Source organism: Pedobacter sp. JY14-1, assembly GCF_029269825.1.
Classification (GTDB): Bacteria; Bacteroidota; Bacteroidia; order Sphingobacteriales; family Sphingobacteriaceae; genus Pedobacter.
The window spans coordinates 134,968-159,127 of sequence record NZ_JARJHU010000001.1; the positions used below are offsets into that span (position 1 = coordinate 134,968).

Sequence of the window (24,160 nt, forward strand, 5' to 3'; positions counted from 1 at the left end):
ATGGCACAATCCCTTGTTTTGTACAGCGTAAAAGAGCGCGTTGCCACAATTACACTCAACAGACCGGAAAAAAAGAATGCCCTGAACCCTGATGTCGTCGAACAGCTGACTTCAGCCTTTAACCGTGCCGCTGAGGATGAAGAAGTAAAAGTAATCATACTCAATGCCAGCGGAAGTGCTTTCAGTGCAGGCGCAGACCTGTCCTATCTTCAGCAGATCCGGGAAAACAGCTACGAGGAAAACCTGGCAGATTCAGAACGGCTGAAGCAATTGTTCACCACGATTTATTACCTTCCAAAGGTAGTGATCGCACAGGTAGAAGGACATGCCATAGCCGGGGGTTGCGGGCTCGCAACGGTATGCGACATCACATTTGCGGTGCCGGAGGCACAATTTGGCTATACCGAAGTGAAACTTGGCTTTGTTCCGGCGATAGTTTCCTGCTTCCTGCTGGCTAAGACCAATGAGACCATTGCCAAACGATTGTTGCTGAGCGGGTCACTTTTCCCGGCAGAAGAAGCGCTTCAGCTGGGACTGATTACCTATGTAACAAACAAAGAAAATATTGGTCTGAAAGTGAGAGAATTTGCATTAAGTTTGTGCAGTGAAACTTCGGCGAACTCCCTGATGGTGACCAAACAGCTGATCGGACAGACCAATAACCCCTCACTGGAAAAACGCCTGGCAATGGCAGTCAGCATCAATGCCAGGGCCAGGGATAGCGAAGATTTTAAAAAAGGCATCACAGCCTTCCTTAACAAAGAAAAAATAGAATGGTAAAGCTTAACTTCAATATATGTTTAAATCGATAAAAACCGGAGTATTGGCATTAATACTCATCAGTACCGCTATTATTGTAAAAGCCCAGCAAAAAATCAGCGAAGGAGTGATCACCTATGGCATGGAGTATAACCTGACTGCTGACCAGCAGCAAATGGCGAATTTTCTTCCCAAAGAAACCGTGATCAAGTTCAAGGACAATCTTTCCAGAATCGAAATGGAACAGGGACCTGCAATTATCAAGATTATTTCAGATAAAACCTCAAAGACCGGTTTGTTGCTGGTAGATATTCCGATCGTTCAAAAACAATATGCAGTAAAAATGAGCAAAGAGGAAATGGAAAAGGGAAAGGAAGGCTCGCCTAAATTCTCTGACTTCAAGGCAACCGGAGAAAAGCAGAAGATAGGCAACTACAATGCTGAAAAATACACGCACAAGGACGATAAGGGTGGAGATTATGAACTTTGGGCCTCAACCGACATCGAACTTCCGGAAGGATATAAGGAAGCTGAATACAAAGACGTCAAGGGAACCCTTGTCAAATTCACCATGTTCCAGAACGGCATCAGGTCTGTACTTACACTCAAAAGCATCAAAGCAGAGCAGGTGCCTCCGCTTTCCCTTGATATCCCACGGGGTTATGAGCTGAAGACGATGGCTGAAATGAAGGCCATGCAAAGCGGAGGAGGACGTTAAGCCTGAACATGCTCCGGAACATATTTTTTTTTTGCAGGTTCTTCCTGTTCTGGTTACTGTTCTTCTTATTTGATCGCCTGACCTTCCTGCTGATCAATGCAAAAAAAATTGCCGCAATACCTTTTTCAGAGATTGCGGCAACTTTTTATCACGCACTTTCACTCGACCTGTCGATGATTGCCTATATCCTGGCGATCCCGCTGTTCAGTTATATTTTCTGGATGCTGACTGGTCGTAAGACCGTCACCCTCAAGTGGCTGAGCACCTACAACAACATACTGGTAGTCCTCTTCAGTATCATTTCGGTGGTCAATTTCAACATTTACCGGGAATGGGGAAGTAAAGTGAACGCCAAAGCCCTTGGTTTTGCAATCTCCACGCCCAACGAAGCGCTGGCATCCAGTGTTTCTTCTCCCATTGCCCTTTCGCTATCTCTGCTTGTCTTATTGTCCTTTACGGGCTTTGTATTGCAACGCTATGTCGCCGGGCGTGAGCTCAGTTTTCCGAAAACGCCGTTGTGGCTCCGGATCGCCATTGTTCCTATGCTGCTGCTGGGATGTTTCGCGCTCATCAGAGGTGGCTTAAGAGGTTCTCCGATCAATCAAAGTATGGGCTACTTCAGCAAGGACCAGTTACTGAACCATGCCGCCGTGAATACAGAATGGAACTTACTCTCCAGCATACTTGCAGCAAGAAAAACCAATCACAATCCGTATCTGTATTTTAGCAGGGACGAAGCACAGCGAAGGGTCCGTGACTTGTATGCCGTAAAAAAGGACAGTACCCTGCATATATTGAAAACAGACCGTCCGAACGTAATCCTGGTCGTGATCGAAAGCTTCACGGCCGACCTGACCAGGACGCTTGGAGGTGAGCAGGACATCACCCCTCATTTTGACGACATGATCAGTAAAGGGGTACTGTTCAGCAACATCTATGCTTCGGGTAGCCGTACCGACAAGGGACTGGTGGCCTCGCTGGCAGGCTTCCCTACCCTGGCGGCAGGAAGCATTGTAAAATGGCCGGAAAAGATGCAGAAGCTGCCCGCCATCGCCCAGCCATTATTCAGGAATGGTTATCGCACTTCTTTTTACTATGGTGGCGAATCTGAATTTGACAACTACAAGGCCTTTATACTCAGCCACGATTACCAGAGGCTGGTGGACAGGAATTCCTTCTCTACACCTGCCAGGTCTCCCTGGGGTCAGTTTGATGAGGCGGTGTTCAGCAGACAGCTGGCCGACCTGAACCACGAAAAGCAACCCTTCTTTTCAAGTCTGCTGACTTTAACCAATCATGAACCCTATGTTTTGCCCGGCAAGCCCAGGTTTGGCAGCGCAGACAACAGACAGAAGTTCAAAAGCACCGCTTATTATACAGACTCCTGCATACATGCCTACCTGGAATCCGCGAAGAAGCAGTCCTGGTATGCAAACACCCTGTTCATTTTCGTAGCTGACCATGGCCATCCGGAACCAAAGGGACGCTATGACATCTTTAAGCCCGAACGTTATCATATCCCGCTGCTTTTCTATGGCGATGTGATCAGGGATGAGTATAAGGGCCGCAATTTTACGCAGACCGGCAGCCAGGCCGATATCGCAGCGACGCTGCTTGGACAGCTGGATATACCTGCAACAGGTTTCATCTGGAGTAAGAACCTGCTCAACCCTTACACCAGGCAGTTTGCTTTTTTTAGCTGGGACAACGGAATGGGCTTTACGGATAACCGGCAATGTATTACATTTGACAATGTAGGCAAGCTTGTTCTGTACAACAGTGACCCCCGTGATCAGGTAAACGGGAATGCGTTACTCGAGGATGCAAAAGCTTACCTGCAAGTGATCTACCAGGAATTTATTGATCTATAGATATGAACATCAGAAATCTTTTTTTTGGACTTTTCCTGCTGCTGGCAACGGTTTTATCTTTTTCAGCCGGTGCCCAGGACATCAGATGGACCAGGGACGGCAATGCCTATTATGAAATTTACAACGGTGAGCTGGTCACGGTCTCACTGCCGGGCAATGAAAGAAAGATAATTATTGACAGGAATACGCTGTATAGCCAGGGGGGTAACCCACTTAGTAATTTTAAAGATTTCCAGGTTTCAGAAGACGGGACAAAAATATTGCTTTATACCAACAGTAAAAAGGTATGGCGCTATGAGACCCGCGGCGATTATTATGTAGCCGACCTGAAAACCGGACAAATTGTCCAGGTAGGTAAGGACAGGCCGGCTTCTTCCCTGATGTTTGCAAAATTCTCACCTGACGGAACGAAAGTAGCTTATGTAAGTAAACATAACCTTTACGTAGAGGACCTGGCTGCGAAAACCAGCAAGGCGCTGACGACAGATGGCACAGAACGGCTAATCAACGGAACCTTTGACTGGGCTTATGAGGAAGAATTTGACTGCCGGGACGGGTTCAGATGGAGTCCGGACGGTAAATCCATCGCTTACTGGCAGATAGACGCTTCCAGGATCAGGAATTTCCTGATGATCAATAATACGGATTCCATATACTCCTATACCATACCCGTGGAATACCCCAAAGTCGGCCAGGACCCCTCATCCTGCAAGCTGGGGATCGTTGATATTGCAACGGCGAAGACAAACTGGCTGGCAGTACCAGGCGATCAGGTACAGCACTACATTCCCAGGATGGAATGGATACCCGGCAGCAATGAGGTGATCCTGCAGCAACTGAACCGCGAACAGAATGTCAGCAAACTTTACGTGGCCAATGCAGGGACAGGTACGGTAAAACTGATCTATACCGAAACGGACAAAGCCTGGGTCGATGCAGGTAAAGGATGGGACTGGATCAATGGCGGAAAGGAATTTATTTGGTCAAGCGAAAAAGACGGCTGGAACCACCTTTACCGGATCAGCAGGGACGGAAAGAAACAGGTACTGATCACTGCCGGAAATTACGACGTGATTGAGAAATCACTGGTCGATGAGAAGAACGGAGTGGTCTATTTCCTGGCCTCCCCTTCCAATGCTACCCAGAAATACCTGTACAAGACCAAATTAAGCGGTGGGGCAAAACCGGAGATGGTTACACCTTCCATTCTGCCCGGAACACACGATTACGACATTTCTCCCAACGGCGTGTTTGCCAGACATACCTATCAGAGCGCAGCTGTTCCCCGCCTGACGGAATGGATGAAACTGACTACCCTGAACCCGCTGACAATGGAAGGCAGCATTACCAACCAGCTGGGCAGGATCAAACCCGGCAGAAATCAGGTAGAGTTCTTCAGGATTAAGACTGAAGATGGAATCGAACTGGACGGATGGATGAAAAAGCCGGATAATTTCGACCAGACAAAGAAGTACCCTGTTGTATTCTACGTATATGGTGAACCCGCCTCACAAACCGTAAAAGATACCTGGGGTACCGGGCACAATGGCCTCTATGCAGGCAATATGCCCGGTGACGGTTATGTATACATATCCCTGGAGAACCGTGGCGCACCAGCTCCGAAAGGCCGGGAATGGCGTAAAAGCATTTTCCAGAATATCGGTCGTCTGAACATCCGCGACCAGGCAATGGGCGCAAAAAAAATACTGGAATGGCCGTTTATCGACAAAAACCGCGTTGCGGTATGGGGATGGAGCGGTGGCGGGTCCTCAACCCTCAACCTCATGTTCCAGTACCCTGAAATTTACAAAACGGGCATTGCGATAGCCGCAGTGGGCAATCAGCTGACCTACGACAACATCTATCAGGAACGTTATATGGGGTCGCCGTTAAAGTCGACTGAAGCTTATGTTAAAGGTTCTCCGGTAACCTATGCCGGTAACCTGAAAGGTAACCTGCTGTATATTCACGGCACCGGCGATGACAACGTACATTATCAGAATGCGGAAATGCTGATCAATGCGCTGATCAGACATGGTAAATGGTTTCAGATGATGTCTTACCCCAACCGCACACACAGCATCAGTGAAGGCGAAGGTACGTTCCAGCACCTGGCGCTGACCTATACTAAGTTCCTGCAAACCTACTGCCCTCCGGGAGGCCGCTAAAAACGTAAAACCTGGGCATCCTGACTTTTTGTGTAAGAAAGTAAATACCTTTGCAGATTATGGCGCATAGTTTGATAGCTTTGCGCCGTATATCTATTACGACGAATTGCTTGCATGAAGAATAAGGGATTATCTCAGATGTTTATTACGCTCAGTGATGTTTTTCAGTTCATGGGCAGATTCTTCAAGGAGGCTTTCATGCCGCCTTATGAAGGCCGGGAGCTCCTGAAGCAATGCTATGACATCGGCTACAAGTCCCTTGCCCTGATCTCACTGACCGGTTTTATTACCGGGATTGTATTTACCAAGCAGTCCAGGCCTTCACTTGCAGAATTCGGGGCGACATCATGGCTGCCATCTCTTGTCGGCATCGCCCTGCTGAGAACACTTGCCCCGCTCCTGACCTCGCTGATCGCGGCGGGAAAGGTGGGTTCCAGTATCGGTGCTGAGCTGGGTTCCATGCGGGTGACAGAGCAGATCGATGCGATGGAAGTCTCTGCTACGAATCCATTTAAGTTTCTGGTCAGCACACGGGTCATGGCATGTACCATTACCATCCCTATCCTTACTTTTTATACCGCACTGGTAGGTATGCTGGGTGCACTTCTGAATGTAGCCATGAGCGAAGGTACCAGTGCAAGGCTTTTTTTCCAGGCTTCACTGGAATCCATCACCTTTCTTGACATTACCGCCTCTACGATAAAAGCTGTACTCTTTGGGTTCACGATAGGAGTTGTTGGCTGCTATCAGGGCTATTATTCTTCCAAAGGTACTGAAGGCGTCGGAAAGGCAGCGAATTCTTCAGTAGTCATCGGCATGTTCCTGATCTTCATTGAAGAGGTCGTATCCGTACAGTTTTTTGGTTTGTTCAGGACATAATATGGTGAGTAAAACTACAGATATAGACAGGGAAAAGGTCATAGAGATTAAAGGACTGCACAAGTCCTTCGGTGACTACCAGGTACTCCGTGGTGTTGACCTTGACTTATACAAGCGGGAAAACCTGGTCGTCCTCGGCAAATCCGGTACCGGCAAGTCGGTATTGATCAAAATCATTGTCGGCCTGCTGACCCCTGATGCGGGCGAGGTTAAGGTGCTCGGCCGCATTGTGGACCAGATTTCCTACAGGGAATTGCTGGAGCTCAGGCTGAAAGTTGGCTTCTCTTTTCAGAACAGCGCATTGTACGACAGCATGACCGTAAGGGAAAACCTGGAATTTCCGCTTGTCCGTAACCAGCGCCGGCTCACCCGCGGCGAAGTAAACAGCGCAGTAGAGGAGATGCTGGACGCGGTCGGCTTGCTCCAGACCATCAATCAGATGCCTTCGGAACTTTCGGGCGGGCAAAGAAAAAGGATCGGTATCGCAAGGACACTGATCCTGCGGCCCGAGATTATGCTGTATGACGAACCTACGGCCGGGCTTGACCCAATCACCTGCCTCGAGATCAACAGCCTCATCAACGAGGTGCAGGAACGCTTTCATACCAGCTCGATCATCATTACCCATGACCTGACCTGTGCCAAGGCAGTAGGCGACCGTGTCGCAATGCTGCTGGACGGACGCTTCGAACGGCAGGGAACGTTTGAAGAGGTTTTTGCGACCGATGATCAGCGGGTTAAACCATTTTACGATTACAATTTTATTCAATAAGGATTATGCAGGCATCAGATAACCGCCGTAAGATTACCGTTGGAATATTTATCTTTCTTGGACTGGCCATATTTGTGGTCGGGGTCTTTACACTGGGCAGCCAGAAGAAGGCTTTTGTAAACAGCTTTACCGTGGACGTGATCTTTGATGATATACAGGGACTGAAGTCAGGGAACAACGTATGGTTTTCCGGGGTCAAGATCGGAACCATAAAAAAGATCCAGTTCTACGGCACTTCCCAGGTACAGGTCTTTTTAAACATCGAGGAACAGGCCCACAAATACATCCACAAGGACGCAGCCGCCAGTATCAGTTCAGATGGTCTGATCGGCAATAAGATCATCGTCATTACCGGCGGCACACCAAAGTTCCCCTTCGTGGAAGACGGTGACCGCCTGCGGGTCAATTCTACGCTGTCGACCGACGACATCATGAAAACATTCCAGGTAAACAATAAGAACCTGGTAGAAGTGACCTCTGATTTTAAGATACTGGCGAAAAGCCTGGTTGAAGGAAAGGGCACTGCGGGCACGCTCCTCACCGACCAGCAGGTTGCCGAGGACTTTAAGAAAATCGTGGCCAATCTGAAAAATACCACCGCTTCTGCCAACAAAATGGCGGCGGAGCTGAATACCTTCAGCAAAACGTTGAATACCAAGGGCGGTTTTGCGGACAAGGTGCTTACGGATACTGTCGTATTTGCCAGGCTTCAGTCTTCGGTAGACGAACTGCAAAAGACCGCGGGCTCTGCAGCTGCGCTGACCGAAAACCTGAACAAGGCTTCAGCCAAACTGAACCAGAGCGATAATGCCATCGGCGTATTGCTCAACGACCAGAAGACGGCAGAACAGGTAAAGGCCATTATGCTGAATATGGAGACCAGCAGCAAAAAGCTGGATGAAAACCTGGAAGCACTGCAACACAACTTCCTGTTGAGGGGCTTCTTTCGTAAAAAGGCCAAGGCAGAAGCAGAGGGAAATAAACAGTAACCTGATCCGGAAAAAGATGATCGTATTGCAAAATGAGTATGCCAGCGTAACACTGAGTGAAAAAGGCGCTGAACTTCAGCATTTTTTACTGAAGGAAAACAACAGGGAATATATGTGGGGCGGTGATCCGGCTTATTGGGGAAAACACAGTCCGGTGCTTTTTCCCGTAATAGGGGCACTTAAAGAAAATACTTATGCATATAACGGACATCAGTACCATCTTTCCAGACATGGCTTTGCAAGGGACAGAACGTTTGCTGTTGCGCAAAAAAGCAGCACTGAGGTCTCTTTTTCCCTATCCGACGATGAGGACACACTCCGCGTCTACCCTTTTAAATTCCGGTTTTACATTCATTACCGGTTAGAAGGTACCCGATTATCCTGTACTTATGAAGTAGTCAACCCATCTGAGTTCCCGCTTTTATTTTCGGTGGGCGGCCATCCCGCTTTCGCCGTACCTGTAAATGCGGATATCACCTACGACGACTATTTCCTGGAGTTCAGTGATGACCATGAGCTGGTCTGCCATAAAATAGACCATGACCTGATCTCTGAACATACCGAGACGCTGATGCTGACTGACCGTAAACTTCCCTTGAGCCATAAACTTTTTTACGAGGATGCACTGGTCGTCAAAACCCTGAAAAGCAACCGTATCTCGCTAAGGTGCAATAAGGCCCCTGAAGGCATTCATTTTGATTTTGAGGGTTTTCCCTTTTTTGGTATCTGGTCAGCCAAAGATGCAGACTTTGTATGTCTGGAACCCTGGTGCGGTATTGCCGACAGCACCGGCCATGATCAGCAGCTGAAGGATAAGGAAGGCATACAGGAATTGGCACCAGGTGAGCGCTGGCAACGCAGCTGGGCAGTCACCGCATTCTGAGGTTACCTGTTCAATGCCGGATCAGGGCTTTTTGATAATTGCCATCCGCTTGCTGGACGTGTAGGCATTAAATACACCCAGGGCCCCGTTATCGAAGTTTGACGGCGGATTTTCAGGTGCGACAGGAGGCCCGCCATCCCCGGATATCTGCTCCAGCGTATAAAAGTACCTGTACACCTGCCGGTTGATACCTTGCATCTCCACATGGATCGTATCGCCGTTATTCAGGTCATTCAGTGCATAATACAACACGTTCGCGACCTGTTTACCATTATTAAACCGGTCTTCTCCCACAACATCCTTCTCTGTTTTGCCCTTTATCCTGAGCAGGTACCTGTAATAGTTCTGAATATAGCCCGGATCTTCATAATTGGCGGCAACATAAGTCTTTACCTCACCAAAGAAGGTGTACTGACGGAAGGTGAGTGAATCCAGCGAAACACTGAGGGGCATTTCAGAAACAGAAGTATAAGTTTTTCCTTCCACAGTTACTTTAAGGGTGTAGGTCATCCCTTGTTTGCCACGCAGCCTGGCACTCCGGTACACTCCGGGATTGGTCTGGCTTTCGGTAAAGTTAAACACATCCCCGTCTGCGCTGGTCATCACTACACTTGCCCCGCTAAGCCCGTTGAACCGGTTAGGCTCTGTAAATTTATAGGTCTTGCTGACCCTCACGGTCTGGCGTTCATACTGATCATTAATAGCGCCGTCAATAACAATACGCGGCGCTGCGTTATCGAGATCTAACTCGATTACCTCTTCGCAGCCGTATAGCAAGATAAGAGAACAGACGATCAGGTACAGGTTCTTTTTCATAGCATCTTAAAATTTAAAATTCCAGGTCACCGAAGGAATAATGCCGAATAATGTGGTACGCACAGCCTCAGTTCTGGTCTGGTCATCTTCATTGTCCTTAAAATCAATTGAAAATGCATTTTTCCGGTTATAGACATTGTAAAGGCCAAACGACCAGCTGGACTGAACTTTCCTTCCCGGCTTGCCCTCCAGTGTAGCGGACAAGTCAAGGCGGTGATAATCCGGCATCCTGTAACCATTCTTTTCCGTATAATAATAAACCGTCCTTCCATTGATCTGGTACTTACCACTTGGGAAGGTAACTGCATTTCCGGTGTTATAAACAAATACAGAAGAAAAAGTCCAGCGGGATGAAACCTTATAAATTCCTACCAGGGACAAGTCATGTGTCCTGTCCTGTTTGGCATTGAACCACCGGGTATTGTTGATCGCGTCAAACTGCCGTTCGGTCTTCGATAAGGTATAGCCGACCCATCCGTTGAATTTCCCGAACCTTTTCTTCAGGAAGAGCTCTACGCCGTAGGCCCGTCCCCTTCCATACAGCAGGTCGGCCTCCACATTGGCGTTACCGCGAAGATCAGTACCTGTACGGTATTCGATCTGGTTTTGCATCAATTTATAATATATCTCTGCCGAAAACTCATACCTGTTGTCATTGAAATTCCTGAAATACCCGGCTGCCAGCTGGTCTGCAATCTCAGGTTTTACATTGTTGCTGTTCATAATATACAGGTCTGTAGGCGAAGTTGTCGTTGAGTTGGACATCAGGTGTATATTCTGGGTATTCCGGGTATAGGCTGCCTTCAGCGAACTGCTCGTATTCAGCTGAAAATTAGCGGAGAGCCTGGGCTCCAGGTTAAAATAAGTCCTGACAATTTCATTATTCCCATAAGAAAGGATATCGACAGTATTGCCATCTTCGTCATAGGTTTTGAAGTCTCCGGGTCCTGTCGGCAGAAAACTGCTCATCCTGAGCCCGTAAACGACACTAATCCTGTCACTAACCGCCCATTCGTCAGACACATAGGCTGCAAGTTCATATCCCTTTCTGTCTTCATAATCCTGTTCATTGACACTTGAACTTGCTCCGGAGGTGAGCTTACCGGGTTCAATGGAATGACGTATCGCATTCAGGCCGAACTTAACACGGTGACTATTGCCTGCACTGTACTCAAAATCCTGTTTGAAATTAAAGTTCTTAATGGACGAATTGACCTCAAAACTGTTTTCAGCGATCAGGTTGCTGATCACATAATCGTAATTGCTGTAAATAAGCGACGTATTGGAGAACAAACGGTCACTGAACAGGTGATTCCAGCGAAAGGTCAGGGTAGAATTGCCCCAGTTAAAGGCAAACGTCTCGTTAAGGCCCAGCTTGTCCCTTCCAAAATAACCTGAAAGATATAAAGTATTCCTGTCGTCCAGCTGATAATTGGCCTTCGCATTGACATCATAAAAATAAAGCGTGTTGCCATTTATAGAACTATCCGGCGAAAGCGCAAGAAAGGCATCCAGGTAAGTTCTCCGCGCACTGATCATAAAGGACCCTTTATCTTTTACGATCGGTGCCTCGATCTTGGCCCGCGACGAGATCAGTCCGATCCCGCCCTCTGCCGTAAATTCCTTACGGTTACCTTCGTTCATTTTGATATCCAGTACCGAAGCCAGCCTGCCTCCGTATTGCGCAGGCATTCCCCCTTTATAAACACTCACATCCTTAATCGCATCCGAGTTGAACGTGGAAAAGAAGCCGAGCAGATGCGATGCGTTGTAAACCGGAGCCTCGTCAAGCAGGATCAGGTTATGATCAGTAGCGCCTCCCCTGACATAAAACCCGCTGTTGCCTTCTCCCGCCGCCTTGATGCCGGGCAACAGCTGAAGCGTCTTCAATACGTCGCGTTCGCCCAGGAGTACAGGTACATTATTGATCTCTCTTACGGTGAGCTTTTGTAACCCCATTTGTGGGTTAACAACGTTGTCATTCCTTTTTTCAGATGTAATGACCACTTCATCAAGCTGACTGTCCGCTGTCAGCGAAAAATTAAGTTTCTGGGCGCCGTTTATTTTTAAGGGTTGCTGAACAGTCTTATAACCCACAAAGCTCACCGTAATTTCATAATCTCCGGAGGGCATCTGTAAGCTGTAAAAACCATAGGCATTGGTCACCGCACCGCCATTGGATGGTCCGCTAACCTTAACACTGGCACCGATCAGCGTCTCGCCGCTTGATGCATCACTCACGGTGCCGCTGATGGCAAACCGGTTCTGGGCTAAAGTAGACTGACAAAAGGAAAGTAAGATAAAAAAAGCAGGTATAAGCCTCAGTATATTTGACATAGCAATCCGTTGGACCGTAAAAGTAACAAAGAAAACTTGCAAACTTTACCTTTATACTATTGTTTTTAACAAATGGCTTTGATCTCGTTTACCAACAAAGGCATTTACTGCAGGCAAGGCGGTTTCTACATCGATCCCTGGCAACCTGTAGATCTTGCCGTCACCACACACGGACATTCCGACCACGTCAGATGGGGCAACAAAGCTTATCTCTGCCATGAACTCACCAGATCGGTGATTGAGCAGCGGCTCGGAGAAGACCTCCATATCGAGACACTTCCCTATAACAAAGCTGTAGGTATCAACGGCGTGAAAGTGAGTTTTTTCCCGGCGGGCCATGTTATAGGTTCTGCCCAGGTAAGGCTGGAATATAAGGGTGAGGTCTGCGTGGTTTCGGGAGATTATAAGACTGAAGACGATGGGGTCAGCACGGCCTTTGAACCTGTAAAATGCCATACTTTCGTATCAGAAAGCACATTTGGCCTCCCGATCTACAAATGGCAGCCTCAGCACGTCATCATGGACAACATCAGGGACTGGATCTCCCGGAACCGTGACCAGCAAAAGACAAGTGTACTGATCGCGTACAGCCTGGGCAAAGCGCAAAGGCTCATCAGCGGCCTCTCAGGTTACGGGGAGTTCTACACACATGCTTCCATTGAAAACCTCAACAGGCGCTTCCGCAATGCAGGAGTCATGTTGCCAGAAACCACCATGATCAACCCTGAAATCAAAAAGGAAGCCCTTCAGCAGGGCATCGTGATCGTGCCCCCTGCGCTTGCCGACAGTCGTTGGATCAAAAACCTCATCCAACCGGCTACAGGTATCTGTTCCGGCTGGATGCAGGTGCGCGCTGGCCGCCGGTGGCGGAGTGCCGATGCAGGCTTTGCCTTGAGCGACCATGCCGACTGGCCGGGTCTGCTGGGTGCGATCAGGGCTACGGAAGCCGAGCAGGTTTACGTAACGCATGGATACACCTCCGTATTTTCAAGGTATCTGAATGAAAGTGGCATAAAGGCACAGGAAGTAAAAACCCGGTATGGCCAGGAAGAAGAAGAACAGGAGGTATTGCCTTGAAAAGGTTTACCCAACTGATCCGGGAGCTGGAAACCAGCAATAAAACAAACGATAAGATCGCCGCACTCATCAGCTATTTTACAGAAGCGGCCGACCCGGACAAGCCCTATGTGATCGCTATGTTTACCGGTAAACGTCCAAGGCGTCCCGTAAATACCGCACTGATCAGACTCTGGGCCACTGAACTGGCCCGGATCCCCGACTGGTTGTTTGCAGAGTCCTATCATAGCGTAGGTGACCTCAGTGAGACGATCGCGCTCGTTTTACCGCCGCCCACGAGGCTCAGCAACCGTCCGCTGCACGAATGGATACAGGACCTGCAGGCACTTCATCTGCAAACGGAGGCAGAGAAAAAGCAGTTTATCCTTTCGGCATGGGACAGCCTGGATACTCAGGAACGTTTCATATTCAACAAACTCATCTCGGGTAACTTCCGGATCGGGGTCTCCGCTAAGATGCTGGTCAATGCACTTGCCAGGCAAAGCGGTACCGAAAGCAGCAAGATCATGCACAGCATTATGGGCAAGTGGGAGCCGTCAGCCATCAATTTTGCTGAGCTGACCTCAGGTGCGCACGTCAATACAGACAATTCCTGGCCTTATCCCTTTTGCCTGGCCTACGCATTGGAAAATGCACCGGAGGCCCTGGGCAGTCCCGGGGAATGGCAGGCCGAATGGAAATGGGACGGCATCAGGGGACAGATCATCAAACGCAATGGTGAACTGTTTATCTGGTCCAGAGGAGAAGAACTGGTCACCGCCCAGTTCCCGGAGCTTCACTTCCTGGCAGCAGAACTACCGGATGGCACTGTCCTGGACGGAGAGATCCTTTCCATAAAGGACGGAAATGTGCAGGCTTTCAGTATACTGCAGCAAAGGCTCAACCGGAAAACCATCAGCAAGGCACAACTCCTGAGCGCCCCTGTAGGGTTCTACAGTTACGACCTGCTTGAATATGCTGGTGCCGACCTGAGATCCGAGACATTGACATACCGCAGATCAGTCCTGGAACAGGTAACCGGGCAGTTGAAGACGAAGGGCATTGTCATTCCTTCTCCCGTCGTCGCTTTCGGCAACTGGGAAGAACTTGCCATGCTGCGCGAAAGCGCCCGCCAGCTCAACAGCGAAGGCATCATGCTCAAGAAACTGGACTCATTATACCATGCAGGCCGCAACCGGGGTGACTGGTGGAAATGGAAGATCAATCCGTATACCGTGGATACCGTCATGATCTATGCGCAGAAAGGCAGTGGCCGGCGCGCCGGTTATTATACGGACTACACATTTGCGGTGAGGGACGGCGATCAGCTGATCACGGTAGCAAAAGCTTATTCTGGGTTGACCGACAAAGAAATAAAAGAAGTAAATTCGTTCGTGCTGAAAAACGCTGTAGAAAAATTCGGACCCGTACGTACAGTAAAACCAGAACTGGTCTTCGAGATCGCCTTTGAAGGCATCGCAGAAAGTAAAAGACACAAGGCAGGCCTCGCCTTACGCTTTCCCCGTATCGCCCGCTGGCGGAAGGACAAAAAGGCAGACGAGATCAATACACTGGACGACCTGAGGCAATTGCTGCATTCTACCCTTTAACATATCATGACGGCAAAGCAAAACGGACAGGTACTGGAAAAAAGTCCCGGTTATAAAAGGGTAATGAAATGGCTGAAATCATCCGGAAAGAAACCTTTCGGATTTCAGTCTGAGGCCTGGCAGTATTATGCAGAGGGCTATTCCGGGCTGGTCAATGCCCCTACGGGCTTTGGTAAGACTTTTTCCATATTCCTGGCAGTTGTGATTGATGAGCTCAGCAAAACAGAACCCAAAAAAACAAAACCTGGCATTCGGCTGATCTGGATCACCCCGCTCCGCTCACTGGCCAAAGACCTGGCCAGAGCCATGCAGGAGGCCCTTACCGGGCTGGGAATGAACTGGACAGTGGGTGTCCGCAACGGCGATACCACAGCAAACGAAAAGCTGAAACAGAAAAGACAGATGCCCGAGGTGCTCATCATCACGCCGGAAAGCATGCATGTGCTGCTGGCCCAGAAGAATACATCCGGCTATTTCGGGCAGCTCCAGTGCATTGTCGCCGATGAATGGCATGAACTGATCGGCAGCAAAAGGGGCGTCATGGCCGAACTCGCCATTTCCAGGATCAGGGGCCTGGTTCTGGCAGCGCATCCGGAACGGCTGCTCCGGATATGGGGCATCTCAGCGACCATCGGCAATATGGAGCAGGCACTCGAGGTATTGGTACCGTATGATGATGTGTTGAAAACCATTGTCCGGGCAGACGTCGAAAAAAAGATACAGATCAAGTCCATCCTCCCCGATCACATCGAAATGCTGCCCTGGGCCGGTCACCTGGGCCTCAAACTTGCGGAAAAACTACTGCCCATCATTTACGGCAGCAAGACCACACTCATTTTTACCAACACCCGCGGACAGGCTGAACTCTGGTATCAGACCTTGCTGGCCAGGGACGAAAACCTTGCCGGCCAGCTGGCCATACACCATGGCTCCATAGATCACGAACTCAGGAACTGGATAGAAGATGCCATTCATACCGGTATACTGAAGGCCGTCGTCTGTACCTCCTCCCTCGATCTGGGCGTTGACTTCAAACCCGTCGATACCGTTGTACAGATCGGATCGCCCAAAGGTGTCGCCCGTTTTCTGCAGCGGGCAGGCCGCAGCGGCCACTCACCTTACGAAACCTCAAAGATCTATTTCCTGCCTACTCATGCGCTGGAACTGGTTGAAGCCGCCGCGATCAAGGAAGCCGCCAGGACGCAGAATATCGAAAGCAGGGAACCTGTCGTCATGTCCTTTGATGTATTGATCCAGTACCTGGTCACGCTGGCCGTCGGTGACGGGTTCAACGCAGACCAAATCTTCAGCGAAGTGAAACAGACCTTTGCCTACCGGGAACTGCTCCCTGAGGAATGGTCCTGGATCATGCAGTTCATCACCACAGGTGGAGACAGCCTTACCGCTTACAATGAATTCAATAAGGTAGTCCTTTCGGACAATCTGTGGAAGGTGGAAAGCAGGCAGACGGCACTGCGGCACCGTTTACATATCGGGACCATTGTCTCCGACGCCATGGTCAAGGTCAAATACATTTCCGGCGGTTTCGTAGGCATGGTCGAGGAATCCTTCATTTCACGGATGAAGCAAGGCACCAGTTTTACACTCGCCGGTCGCGTACTGGAATTTGTCATGATCAAGGACATGGTGGTACTGGTCCGGAAAAGCAAACAGAAGCAGGCACTAAGCCCCAGCTGGATGGGCGGCCGCATTTCCCTGACCTCCAACCTTGGTGCAGTGCTGCGCCAGAAATACAATGAGACACTGTACAAGCAACATGAAGACGAAGAACTCGATATGATCCTGCCGCTCTTTCAGCGACAGGCGCAGGTATCTCATGTACCCAAAGATGATGAGTTTTTGGTCGAGCTGATCCGCACGCGCGATGGTTATCACCTCTTTGCCTACCCCTTTGAAGGCCGGCAGGTCCATGAGATCATGGCCTCACTCCTGGCCTACCGGATCGGCAGGATCAAACCCATTACTTTTTCGATCGCCATGAACGATTACGGTTTCGAACTGCTCAGCGAACAGCCCATTCCTCTGGACGAAAAAGAAATGAAAACGCACATCAAACAGCTGCTGAGTCCCGAAAACCTTGCCGAAGATATCGTGGCCAGCATCAACGCGACAGAAATGGCACGACGGAAATTCAGGGACATTGCCTGCATCGCCGGACTGGTCTTCCAGGGCTACCCCGGCAAATACATCGCCAATAAGCATCTGCAGTCCTCAGCAGCATTATTTTTCAACGTATTCAGCGATTACGACAAACATAACCTATTATTGCGGCAGGCTTATGACGAGGCCTTTTACCAGCAGATAGAAGAACCCAGGCTGGCCGCCGCATTGCATAGGATACAGGCCAGCAGCGTGGTTATCGTGGAAACAGACCGCTATACACCACTCTGCTTCCCGATCAAGGTAGACAGCCTCAGGGACAATATGAGTTCAGAAGAACTGAGCCAGCGCATTGCCAGAATGACGTCTGAAACCGAAAAGAAAAATGCCAGAAGGAAGAATGAACATTGAATGCAGGGGAGAACAGCTCATATTGAGTAAAGAGAAGGCCATCTATTGGGAACGAGAAAAAATGCTGATCGTCAGCGACCTGCACATCGGAAAATCTGCCTACTTCCGCAAATCCGGCTTACAGGTCCCGCATACCGTTGGGCTGAGCGATCTCCAGCGGCTGAGCCTGCTGCTAAAAACATATCCCACTGAAAAACTATTGGTTACGGGAGATATGTTCCACAATAACATGAACAGTGACGCCGCAGCTTTTGCCGAATGGAGGAAACAATATCCGGATCTGCAGGTCATCCTGGTAAAAGGCAACCATGATGACCTGAAAAATGAAGACTACCGGGCATTGGATATAGAAGTGCATACCAGGGAAGTGATCAGCGCACCTTTTCGCTTTGTCCACGAAAAGCCCACCATACAGGACGGATACTTCAACATTTCAGGGCATATACATCCCGGGGTCATGCTTTATGGCAAGGCCAGGCAGAGACTCAGGTTTCCATGCTTTTATTTTGGCAGTCATTGTGCCATACTGCCTGCATTCAGCGTGTTTACAGGACTTTACCTGCTCAGACCTGAAGCAGAAGACGACCGTTTTTATGCCATTACCCCAGACCGGATCATCCAGGTCTAACTCCGGTAAAAATGCGGTTTTCAGGCCACGGCAGCACCCAGGTTAAGTATCCAGTCATCAAACATCTTCTGTTCTATGGCCACCACGACCGCAGCGTGCCGCTCCCATTCCGGAGAGAAACGTTTCAACTGGTTGATCATTTCTTCCAGATGCCCCTCCTCCTCCAGAATGATCGACTTTACGTTCACCTTGCTGCCGGCGCCCGTCAGCACATCCTGGTAAACCGGATAGAGTTCATCCGCACGCACTTCGATCGCATAAGTGACAAAAAGGTAGGCACCAAATTTCAGTGCACTCCCCGTCAGGCCAAACTCCTGTTTAAGGTAACGGCAGACCGCAATATCCAGCGCATTCAGGTAAAACCGGGTGTGTCCGGGAGTCAGCAGCTCTTCAGCGGTGTAGGTCCTGCAAAGGTTCCCTTCCAGTTTGTCCAGTTGTTTTTTCAGATAATAGGCATGTCTGTGTTCTTCGGCCGCATGTTTCAGCACGATCAGATCCACCTCTTCCTTATGCTCAGAAGCAGAAATCTTCCGGGCTCCTGCATTTTCCATATAAGAAAGCGTATTCAACCATTTGGCATGCAGTAAGTTATTATTTACAATGTTTTCAAGTATCGGCTTAAGCATCGCTATATTTCTTTAAGTGCAGACAAAATTGTTTGGTAAATATAATCCAGATCTTCATCACTCAGGACATAGGGCGGTAAAATATACAATACGTTGCCCAGCGGGCGCATCAGTATACCGTTGGCGAGAAAATAATTATACAACCGGTCACGGATATCGCTCAGATACGAAGTAGCGCCTGAGGTCTGCCATTCCATGGCCAGGATCGTACCGGTCTGGCGCACATCTTTCAGTTTCGGATGCCCTTTGATCTCCTGCATAAAGACACGGTGCCGATCAGTGATCCTTCTGATGTTCTCCAGTGTCCTGCCATTCAGTAAAATATCCAGGCTGGCCAGGGAAGCCGCACAGGCTACCGGATTTGCCGTGAAAGAATGGCCGTGGTACAGCGTCTTCAGTTTATCGTCGCTCAGGAAAGCCTCAAACACCCTGGTATTGCAAGTGGTGATGCCCATCGGCATCGTACCCCCGGTAAGCCCTTTCGACAGGCAGAAAATATCCGGCTCGACGCTGAGCGCCTCACAGGCGAAAAACCTCCCGGTACGGCCGAAACCCGTCATTACCTCATCCGCAATGGTCAGCACATCCTGTTGCCGGCAAGTCCGGATCAGCTCATCCAGGTAAGCTGCCTCATACATCAGCATACCCCCCGATCCAAGTACCAGCGGCTCAAAGATAAAGCAGGCCAGGTCAGTAGACAGGTATTTGATGGTCGACTTCAGCTGCTCAATATTTCCTGCATCAGGCAGATCAATAAACTCGACGTCAAACAGCATTTCAGCAAAAGGCTGGGTAAAAATACTCCGGCCGCTTACCGACATTGCCCCGAAGGTATCTCCATGATAGGCATGGTTAAAGGCCAGTATCTTTTTGCGTTGTCCCTTACCCTTGTTCGCCCAGTACTGCAGGCACATCTTGATGGCCACCTCCACTGCCGTAGAACCATTATCGCTGTAAAACACCCGTTCCTGCTTGCCCGGCAGCAAAGGCAGCAGCCGTTCCGCAAGCCTGACCGCGGGTTCGTGGGTAAAACCCGCAAAGATCACATGCTCCAGCGTACGCAGCTGTTCTGCCACCTTTTCCGCGATATGCGGATGGGCGTGCCCGTGGATATTTACCCACCAGCTGGATACCGCATCAATATATCTCGTACCCGCTTCACTGTATAAATAGGCACCTTCGCCCCTCACCACAGGGATATGCGGCAAGGGATCCTTCATCTGGGTAAAAGGGTGCCAGATGACCCGGCTGTCCCGTTCCTGTAAACTCATGTCCATAATTCCTTAAACCGTTCCACTGCAACCTTGTCCGTCCTGAAGGTCACATCATCCGTGCTCAGCAGGTCCAGGGATATCCAACGGAAAGACTGCAGGGTATCTGTATCAAAATCAAATGCAAGTGTCTTTATGCTTACAGACAATGGCGTCAATGTCCTCACCTGGTAATAAACGCTCAGTATCTGACTTTCGTTGAAAGAGGAACGCTCGTAAAAATCAGTGGTGTAAATGTGCCGGACCACCTCGATCTCCACATTGCATTCCTCCATAAACTCACGCTTCAGCGCCGCTGTCAACCCCTCCCCAAACTCTACCCCGCCACCCGGAAACTTGCTGAACTGACGTCCACCCTGCTGCTCATCACTGATCAGCACCTCGTTCCGTTCATTGACCAGTATTCCGTATACCCTTACATTAAAATAACTCATTGGTCAAAGTGCTTTTTATTCTTGGTCACATTATCTATCGTCCAGGTGATCTCGTTCCGGAATACCTCAGCCCGTACCGGGCATTCCTTCATATGACAATAGTTACAGCAATCTGGCAGACACGGGTCCGCATGGATGAACAATTCTGTTTTCCCGGAGGCATTTCCGTTGATCATTTCATCAATTGCTGAAATTTCATGGTGAACCTGGTTCAGGTCAAAGTAATAAGGCAGGGTAACATGACAATCGATGTGAAGATCCGCCCCGTATTGCTGTGCACGCAGGTTATGCACGTCAATCCAGGGATCCTGCCTGTTCTTCTGCATCAGCGCAACAATTTCCTTAACCAGGTCCAGGTCGCTTTCATCCATCAGTCCGCCTACCGATCTGCGGGTCAGCTTATAACCGTTGTGTACGATATAGATACCCAGCAGGATCGAGATCACGCCGTCCAGCCAGTAAAGCCCGGTCAGCTTGATCAGCACTACGCCTCCTACAAGCCCGGCACTGGTTACCGCATCTGTCAGCAGATGCCGGCCGTCGGCTTCCAGTGTGATCGACCGCTGGCTTTTTCCTTCCCTGATCAGGTAATAGCCGGTAAACATATTGACCAGACCGGTCGCCCCGATGATCGCGGCACCTTCAAAAAGCCTCAGGATAGGTTGGGGATAGATGAGGTCATAACCTGACTTAAAGATGATGATCACACCGGCGACCGTGATCAGCGCCCCTTCCAGGAAAGCCGAGAAGAACTCCACCTTACCATGGCCATACGGGTGGTTGGTATCCTTGGGAACTGTTGCCAGATAAATGCTGTAAAATGCAAAGCTGCTTGCCAGTACATTCACTATGCTTTCCGCCGCATCCGTAAGGATGGCATTGGAATGCGTGATGAGGTAGGCCAAAAACTTGGCCAGCATCAGGACCATGCTGACGGAAAGGGCTATCAGTATCGCTTTTTTCCTTGGTTCCACCTTGCTGGGTTTAGCGTCCAAAAGTAATGTTTAGCGTTCAGAAAACCATTAAAAGTATTTTTTTTGGCCTTTAATGGCATCAGGTTCATATATTTGCATCCGCACAAAATTTAATTTGTCTTTGTACCCATCATTATGACATTTTTATCTAAAAGAATCAACAACCTGTCTGAGTCACAGACCATTAAAATGGCAAAACTAGGCAGAGAGCTGTCCGCGAAAGGGATAGACGTAATCAACCTGAGCTTCGGGGAACCAGACTTCTTCACACCTGAATTTGTAAAGGAAGCTGCCAAGAAGGCCATTGATGATAACTACTCTTACTACACTCCTGTATCCGGTTACCCCGAACTGCGCAAGGCTGCCGCTGAAAAGCTGTTAAGGGAAAACGGGCTGAACTACAGCTTTGACCAGATCGTTGTTTCTACAGGTGCCAAGCAATCACTGGCAAATGCAGTACTTTGCCTTGTGGATCCGGGTGATGAAGTGATCGTCCCTACGCCGTACTGGGTGTCTTATTCAGAGATGATCAAACTGGCGGAAGGTGAAACCGTGTTCATCAACGCAACGGTAGAAAACAATTTCAAGATCACTGCCGCAGAACTGGAAGCCGCCATTACCCCAAAAACCAAACTCTTCATGTTCTCTTCTCCATGTAACCCGACCGGGTCGGTTTACAGCAAGGAGGAACTGGCCGCACTGGTTGCTGTATTCGAAAAACACCCGCAGATCTATATCATTTCAGATGAGATCTATGAACATATCAATTTCGTAGGACAGCACGCTTCCATTGCCGAATTCGAATCCGTAAAAGACCGTGTGGTACTGATCAACGGCTTCTCCAAGTCTTACGCGATGACGGGATGGCGGGTAGGCTATATGGCCGCCAACAAAGAACTGGCAGCTGCCTGCGACAAATTACAGGGCCAGATTACTTCCGGCACATCATCGATCGCACAGCGTGCCGCACTGGCTGCATACCAGGGCGGGCTCGACTCGGTAAGGGAAATGGTCGGAGAATTCAAAAAACGCAGGGATATCGTTTATGAATTGCTTAACGAGATTCCGGGTGTTAATGTAAACCTGCCCGATGGCGCCTTCTACTTCTTCCCTGAGGTCAAATCTTACTTCGGCAAGAAAAACGGCGAACAGGTGATCAGCAATGCAGAAGACCTTTGCCTTTATATCCTCAATGAAGCACATGTCTCTACCGTAACCGGGGAAGCCTTCGGTAACGAAGACTGCATCAGGATTTCCTATGCGGCTTCAGAGGAGCAACTGAGAAAAGCAGTGAAGCAGATCAAAGAGGCGCTGACCAGGTTGAGTTAGTGTTCCGGACGTCTGCCGGGTAAAAGACCGGCAGTAACAGATATGAATAAAAAAAGCCCTGTTTGAAAACAGGGCTTTTTTTATCTCAGCTGAGTACGACCCATAAGCATTGCCGGAAACCGGCGCTGATTAAGAACGGATCGCCTCCACCGGGTCTAGTCTTGAAGCAGCGTATGCAGGCCAGAAACCGGAGATGACACCAATAATAACAGATACGCCGATCCCAAGCGCTATATTCTTTAAATACAAGATCATCTCAAAACCCAAAGCTCCGGAGACCAGCGTTCCCAGATATACCAGCAACAACCCGAAGCCACCGCCAAGCAGACACAACGCCACAGCTTCAAAAAGAAATTGCAGCAGGATAAAATAATTTTTGGCCCCCAGGGATTTTTGTATGCCAATAATATTGGTACGCTCCTTAACAGACACGAACATAATGTTCGCGATCCCAAATCCGCCCACCAGGATAGAGAAGCCGCCAATAATCCATCCGGCAATATCCACTACGCCGAACATCTTATCAAGGTCATCTGAAGCAATTGTACTCTTATTGAGCGCAAAGTCATCTTCCACCCCTGGCCTGATCTTCCTGATCGATCTCATTGCCCCCCTGAGCTCACTTTCCACTTCCTCCAGCGGAATATTGTCATAACCCCTCACCGTAATCTGAGGATCGTACCTTCCGCTTTCCACATCAATGACACCCTTTGCAAAATTGATCGGCATCACGATATTCTTGTCCTGCGACATGCCCAGCATATCCTCACCTTCTTTCTTAAACACGCCGACCACATTCAGTTTCCTGCCCATCACGGAAATACTTTTGCCGACAGCAGGCGTGCCGTTGAAAAGCCCCTCAGCCACCGAAGCACCGATCAGTACTACCGGTGAACCACTCCTGCCCTCGTTATCTGTAAAGTACCTTCCCTCCTGAAATTCCAGGTTCCAGGTTTTATTAAAGTCCTGCGAAGCCGCCCTCACACCTACCCCTTCAATGGAATTGACGCGGTATTTTACTGTTCGCTCGTTGGCAAAGATCTCATAGGAAACACCCCTTGCATATTCAAGCCGGTCTCTGAGCATCTCGTAGTCCCTGAGCGAAGTTTCGGGCCTGTTCACATATTTCCACCAGGGATAATCACCAAAGCCACCCCAGGGCCATTTCTGCACAAATATGGTCTTCGATCCAAGCTTGTCAATACTGGCCTGCAGCTTGGCGCGGAAACTGTCCGCAGCAGAAAAAACGAAAATGATCGCAAATATGCCTATCGTGATACCCAGAAGGGAAAGCATGGTGCGGAGCTTGTTCTGTCGCAGCGCATCGGCAGCAAACCTGAAACTTTCACCTATAAGTTTGAATAAGATCATAATTGTGGTTTAGACCAAAAGTAGCCAAAAAGGTTACATATCTTACGCCAAAGCTTCACATTTATCAGGTAACAAAATCCTTGCGCTCCGTTGTAAAATTTCGGGCGTTGGCTTTTGAAAATTATATTCGTATTTTT

20 protein-coding genes are annotated in these 24,160 nt (G+C 49.2%); 13 read left to right on the plus strand and 7 right to left on the minus strand.

Annotated elements, in window-relative coordinates:
• From P2W84_RS00575 to P2W84_RS00610, 8 genes are all read left to right on the plus strand, one after another.
• A complete protein-coding gene (locus tag P2W84_RS00575; protein ID WP_276088148.1) occupies positions 1-780 on the plus strand; it encodes an enoyl-CoA hydratase-related protein in 780 nt (259 codons plus the stop codon).
• A gap of 16 nt (positions 781-796) precedes the next feature.
• The gene (locus tag P2W84_RS00580; protein WP_276088149.1) at positions 797-1,477 is read left to right on the plus strand and encodes a hypothetical protein; all 681 of its coding nucleotides are present in this window, start codon (positions 797-799) and stop codon (positions 1,475-1,477) included.
• Positions 1,478-1,485: 8 nt separating this feature from the next.
• The gene (locus P2W84_RS00585; RefSeq protein WP_276088150.1) at positions 1,486-3,348 is read left to right on the plus strand and encodes an LTA synthase family protein; all 1,863 of its coding nucleotides are present in this window, start codon (positions 1,486-1,488) and stop codon (positions 3,346-3,348) included.
• 2 nt (positions 3,349-3,350) lie between these two features.
• A complete protein-coding gene (locus tag P2W84_RS00590; RefSeq protein WP_276088151.1) occupies positions 3,351-5,516 on the plus strand; it encodes a S9 family peptidase in 2,166 nt (721 codons plus the stop codon).
• 114 nt (positions 5,517-5,630) lie between these two features.
• Entirely contained in the window at positions 5,631-6,395 is a 765-nt protein-coding gene (locus P2W84_RS00595; protein WP_276088152.1) for an ABC transporter permease, read from the plus strand.
• Between the two features lies 1 nt (position 6,396).
• Positions 6,397-7,167, plus strand: a complete 771-nt coding sequence (locus P2W84_RS00600; RefSeq protein ID WP_276088153.1) for an ATP-binding cassette domain-containing protein — start codon at positions 6,397-6,399, stop codon at positions 7,165-7,167.
• Between the two features lie 5 nt (positions 7,168-7,172).
• Entirely contained in the window at positions 7,173-8,156 is a 984-nt protein-coding gene (locus P2W84_RS00605; RefSeq protein WP_276088154.1) for an MlaD family protein, read from the plus strand.
• Between the two features lie 16 nt (positions 8,157-8,172).
• The gene (locus tag P2W84_RS00610) at positions 8,173-9,039 is read left to right on the plus strand and encodes an aldose 1-epimerase family protein (RefSeq protein WP_276088155.1); all 867 of its coding nucleotides are present in this window, start codon (positions 8,173-8,175) and stop codon (positions 9,037-9,039) included.
• 21 nt (positions 9,040-9,060) lie between these two features.
• Here P2W84_RS00610 and P2W84_RS00615 read toward each other — a convergent pair whose 3' ends face one another.
• Positions 9,061-9,855 (minus strand): DUF4249 domain-containing protein, encoded by a 795-nt coding sequence (locus tag P2W84_RS00615; RefSeq protein ID WP_276088156.1) that lies wholly within the window; start codon positions 9,853-9,855, stop codon positions 9,061-9,063.
• Positions 9,856-9,861: 6 nt separating this feature from the next.
• Positions 9,862-12,192 carry a TonB-dependent receptor gene (locus P2W84_RS00620; protein WP_276088157.1) on the minus strand — a complete coding sequence of 777 codons (2,331 nt, stop codon included), beginning with the start codon at positions 12,190-12,192 and terminating at the stop codon, positions 9,862-9,864.
• Between the two features lie 72 nt (positions 12,193-12,264).
• On the opposite strand from P2W84_RS00620, the gene P2W84_RS00625 reads away from it, so the two are divergent.
• From P2W84_RS00625 to pdeM, 4 genes are read left to right on the plus strand one after another with little or no spacing between them, the layout of a single operon-like run.
• Positions 12,265-13,269, plus strand: coding sequence for a ligase-associated DNA damage response exonuclease (locus P2W84_RS00625; RefSeq protein WP_276088158.1), 1,005 nt, complete (start codon positions 12,265-12,267; stop codon positions 13,267-13,269).
• A complete protein-coding gene (locus tag P2W84_RS00630; RefSeq protein WP_276088159.1) occupies positions 13,266-14,858 on the plus strand; it encodes an ATP-dependent DNA ligase in 1,593 nt (530 codons plus the stop codon). Before P2W84_RS00625 ends, P2W84_RS00630 begins: the two co-directional genes overlap by 4 nt.
• A 6-nt stretch (positions 14,859-14,864) precedes the next feature.
• On the plus strand, positions 14,865-17,390 hold the full coding sequence (locus P2W84_RS00635; RefSeq protein WP_276088160.1) for a ligase-associated DNA damage response DEXH box helicase: 2,526 nt from the start codon (positions 14,865-14,867) through the stop codon (positions 17,388-17,390).
• Entirely contained in the window at positions 17,365-18,018 is a 654-nt protein-coding gene (gene pdeM, locus P2W84_RS00640) for a ligase-associated DNA damage response endonuclease PdeM (protein ID WP_276088161.1), read from the plus strand. The genes P2W84_RS00635 and pdeM overlap by 26 nt, the downstream gene beginning before the upstream one ends.
• A 20-nt stretch (positions 18,019-18,038) precedes the next feature.
• Here the strand turns inward: pdeM and P2W84_RS00645 are convergent, their stop codons facing one another.
• Genes P2W84_RS00645 through P2W84_RS00660 form a run of 4 tightly spaced genes read right to left on the minus strand, consistent with a single transcriptional unit; the run spans position 18,039 to position 21,323 of the window.
• Positions 18,039-18,644: a hypothetical protein gene (locus P2W84_RS00645; protein WP_276088162.1), complete on the minus strand. Its 606-nt coding sequence runs from the start codon at positions 18,642-18,644 to the stop codon at positions 18,039-18,041.
• Positions 18,645-18,646: 2 nt separating this feature from the next.
• Positions 18,647-19,921 (minus strand): adenosylmethionine--8-amino-7-oxononanoate transaminase, encoded by a 1,275-nt coding sequence (gene bioA / locus P2W84_RS00650; RefSeq protein ID WP_276088163.1) that lies wholly within the window; start codon positions 19,919-19,921, stop codon positions 18,647-18,649.
• Positions 19,912-20,349 carry an NUDIX domain-containing protein gene (locus tag P2W84_RS00655; protein WP_276088164.1) on the minus strand — a complete coding sequence of 146 codons (438 nt, stop codon included), beginning with the start codon at positions 20,347-20,349 and terminating at the stop codon, positions 19,912-19,914. The genes bioA and P2W84_RS00655 overlap by 10 nt, the downstream gene beginning before the upstream one ends.
• Complete coding sequence (locus P2W84_RS00660) at positions 20,346-21,323, minus strand: cation diffusion facilitator family transporter (RefSeq protein WP_276088165.1); 978 nt, start codon at positions 21,321-21,323, stop codon at positions 20,346-20,348. The genes P2W84_RS00655 and P2W84_RS00660 overlap by 4 nt, the downstream gene beginning before the upstream one ends.
• 135 nt (positions 21,324-21,458) lie before the next feature.
• Between P2W84_RS00660 and P2W84_RS00665 the strand changes: the two genes are divergently transcribed.
• On the plus strand, positions 21,459-22,652 hold the full coding sequence (locus tag P2W84_RS00665) for a pyridoxal phosphate-dependent aminotransferase (RefSeq protein ID WP_276088166.1): 1,194 nt from the start codon (positions 21,459-21,461) through the stop codon (positions 22,650-22,652).
• A gap of 129 nt (positions 22,653-22,781) precedes the next feature.
• Here the strand turns inward: P2W84_RS00665 and P2W84_RS00670 are convergent, their stop codons facing one another.
• Positions 22,782-24,023 (minus strand): ABC transporter permease, encoded by a 1,242-nt coding sequence (locus P2W84_RS00670; protein ID WP_276088167.1) that lies wholly within the window; start codon positions 24,021-24,023, stop codon positions 22,782-22,784.
• Between the last annotated feature and the right edge of the window lie 137 nt (positions 24,024-24,160).

What these genes read in the sequence shown, in the direction of transcription:
- bioA (WP_276088163.1), bottom strand. Translation starts at nt 19,921, where the DNA reads ATGGACATGAGTTTACAGGAACGGGACAGCCGGGTCATCTGGCACCCT.
- P2W84_RS00615 (WP_276088156.1), bottom strand. Translation starts at nt 9,855, where the DNA reads ATGAAAAAGAACCTGTACCTGATCGTCTGTTCTCTTATCTTGCTATAC.
- pdeM (WP_276088161.1), top strand. Translation starts at nt 17,365, where the DNA reads ATGCCAGAAGGAAGAATGAACATTGAATGCAGGGGAGAACAGCTCATA.
- P2W84_RS00610 (WP_276088155.1), top strand. Translation starts at nt 8,173, where the DNA reads ATGATCGTATTGCAAAATGAGTATGCCAGCGTAACACTGAGTGAAAAA.
- P2W84_RS00670 (WP_276088167.1), bottom strand. Translation starts at nt 24,023, where the DNA reads ATGATCTTATTCAAACTTATAGGTGAAAGTTTCAGGTTTGCTGCCGAT.
- P2W84_RS00575 (WP_276088148.1), top strand. Translation starts at nt 1, where the DNA reads ATGGCACAATCCCTTGTTTTGTACAGCGTAAAAGAGCGCGTTGCCACA.
- P2W84_RS00635 (WP_276088160.1), top strand. Translation starts at nt 14,865, where the DNA reads ATGACGGCAAAGCAAAACGGACAGGTACTGGAAAAAAGTCCCGGTTAT.
- P2W84_RS00580 (WP_276088149.1), top strand. Translation starts at nt 797, where the DNA reads ATGTTTAAATCGATAAAAACCGGAGTATTGGCATTAATACTCATCAGT.
- P2W84_RS00645 (WP_276088162.1), bottom strand. Translation starts at nt 18,644, where the DNA reads ATGCTTAAGCCGATACTTGAAAACATTGTAAATAATAACTTACTGCAT.
- P2W84_RS00655 (WP_276088164.1), bottom strand. Translation starts at nt 20,349, where the DNA reads ATGAGTTATTTTAATGTAAGGGTATACGGAATACTGGTCAATGAACGG.
- P2W84_RS00590 (WP_276088151.1), top strand. Translation starts at nt 3,351, where the DNA reads ATGAACATCAGAAATCTTTTTTTTGGACTTTTCCTGCTGCTGGCAACG.
- P2W84_RS00585 (WP_276088150.1), top strand. Translation starts at nt 1,486, where the DNA reads ATGCTCCGGAACATATTTTTTTTTTGCAGGTTCTTCCTGTTCTGGTTA.
- P2W84_RS00665 (WP_276088166.1), top strand. Translation starts at nt 21,459, where the DNA reads ATGACATTTTTATCTAAAAGAATCAACAACCTGTCTGAGTCACAGACC.
- P2W84_RS00605 (WP_276088154.1), top strand. Translation starts at nt 7,173, where the DNA reads ATGCAGGCATCAGATAACCGCCGTAAGATTACCGTTGGAATATTTATC.
- P2W84_RS00595 (WP_276088152.1), top strand. Translation starts at nt 5,631, where the DNA reads ATGAAGAATAAGGGATTATCTCAGATGTTTATTACGCTCAGTGATGTT.
- P2W84_RS00600 (WP_276088153.1), top strand. Translation starts at nt 6,397, where the DNA reads ATGGTGAGTAAAACTACAGATATAGACAGGGAAAAGGTCATAGAGATT.
- P2W84_RS00625 (WP_276088158.1), top strand. Translation starts at nt 12,265, where the DNA reads ATGGCTTTGATCTCGTTTACCAACAAAGGCATTTACTGCAGGCAAGGC.
- P2W84_RS00620 (WP_276088157.1), bottom strand. Translation starts at nt 12,192, where the DNA reads ATGTCAAATATACTGAGGCTTATACCTGCTTTTTTTATCTTACTTTCC.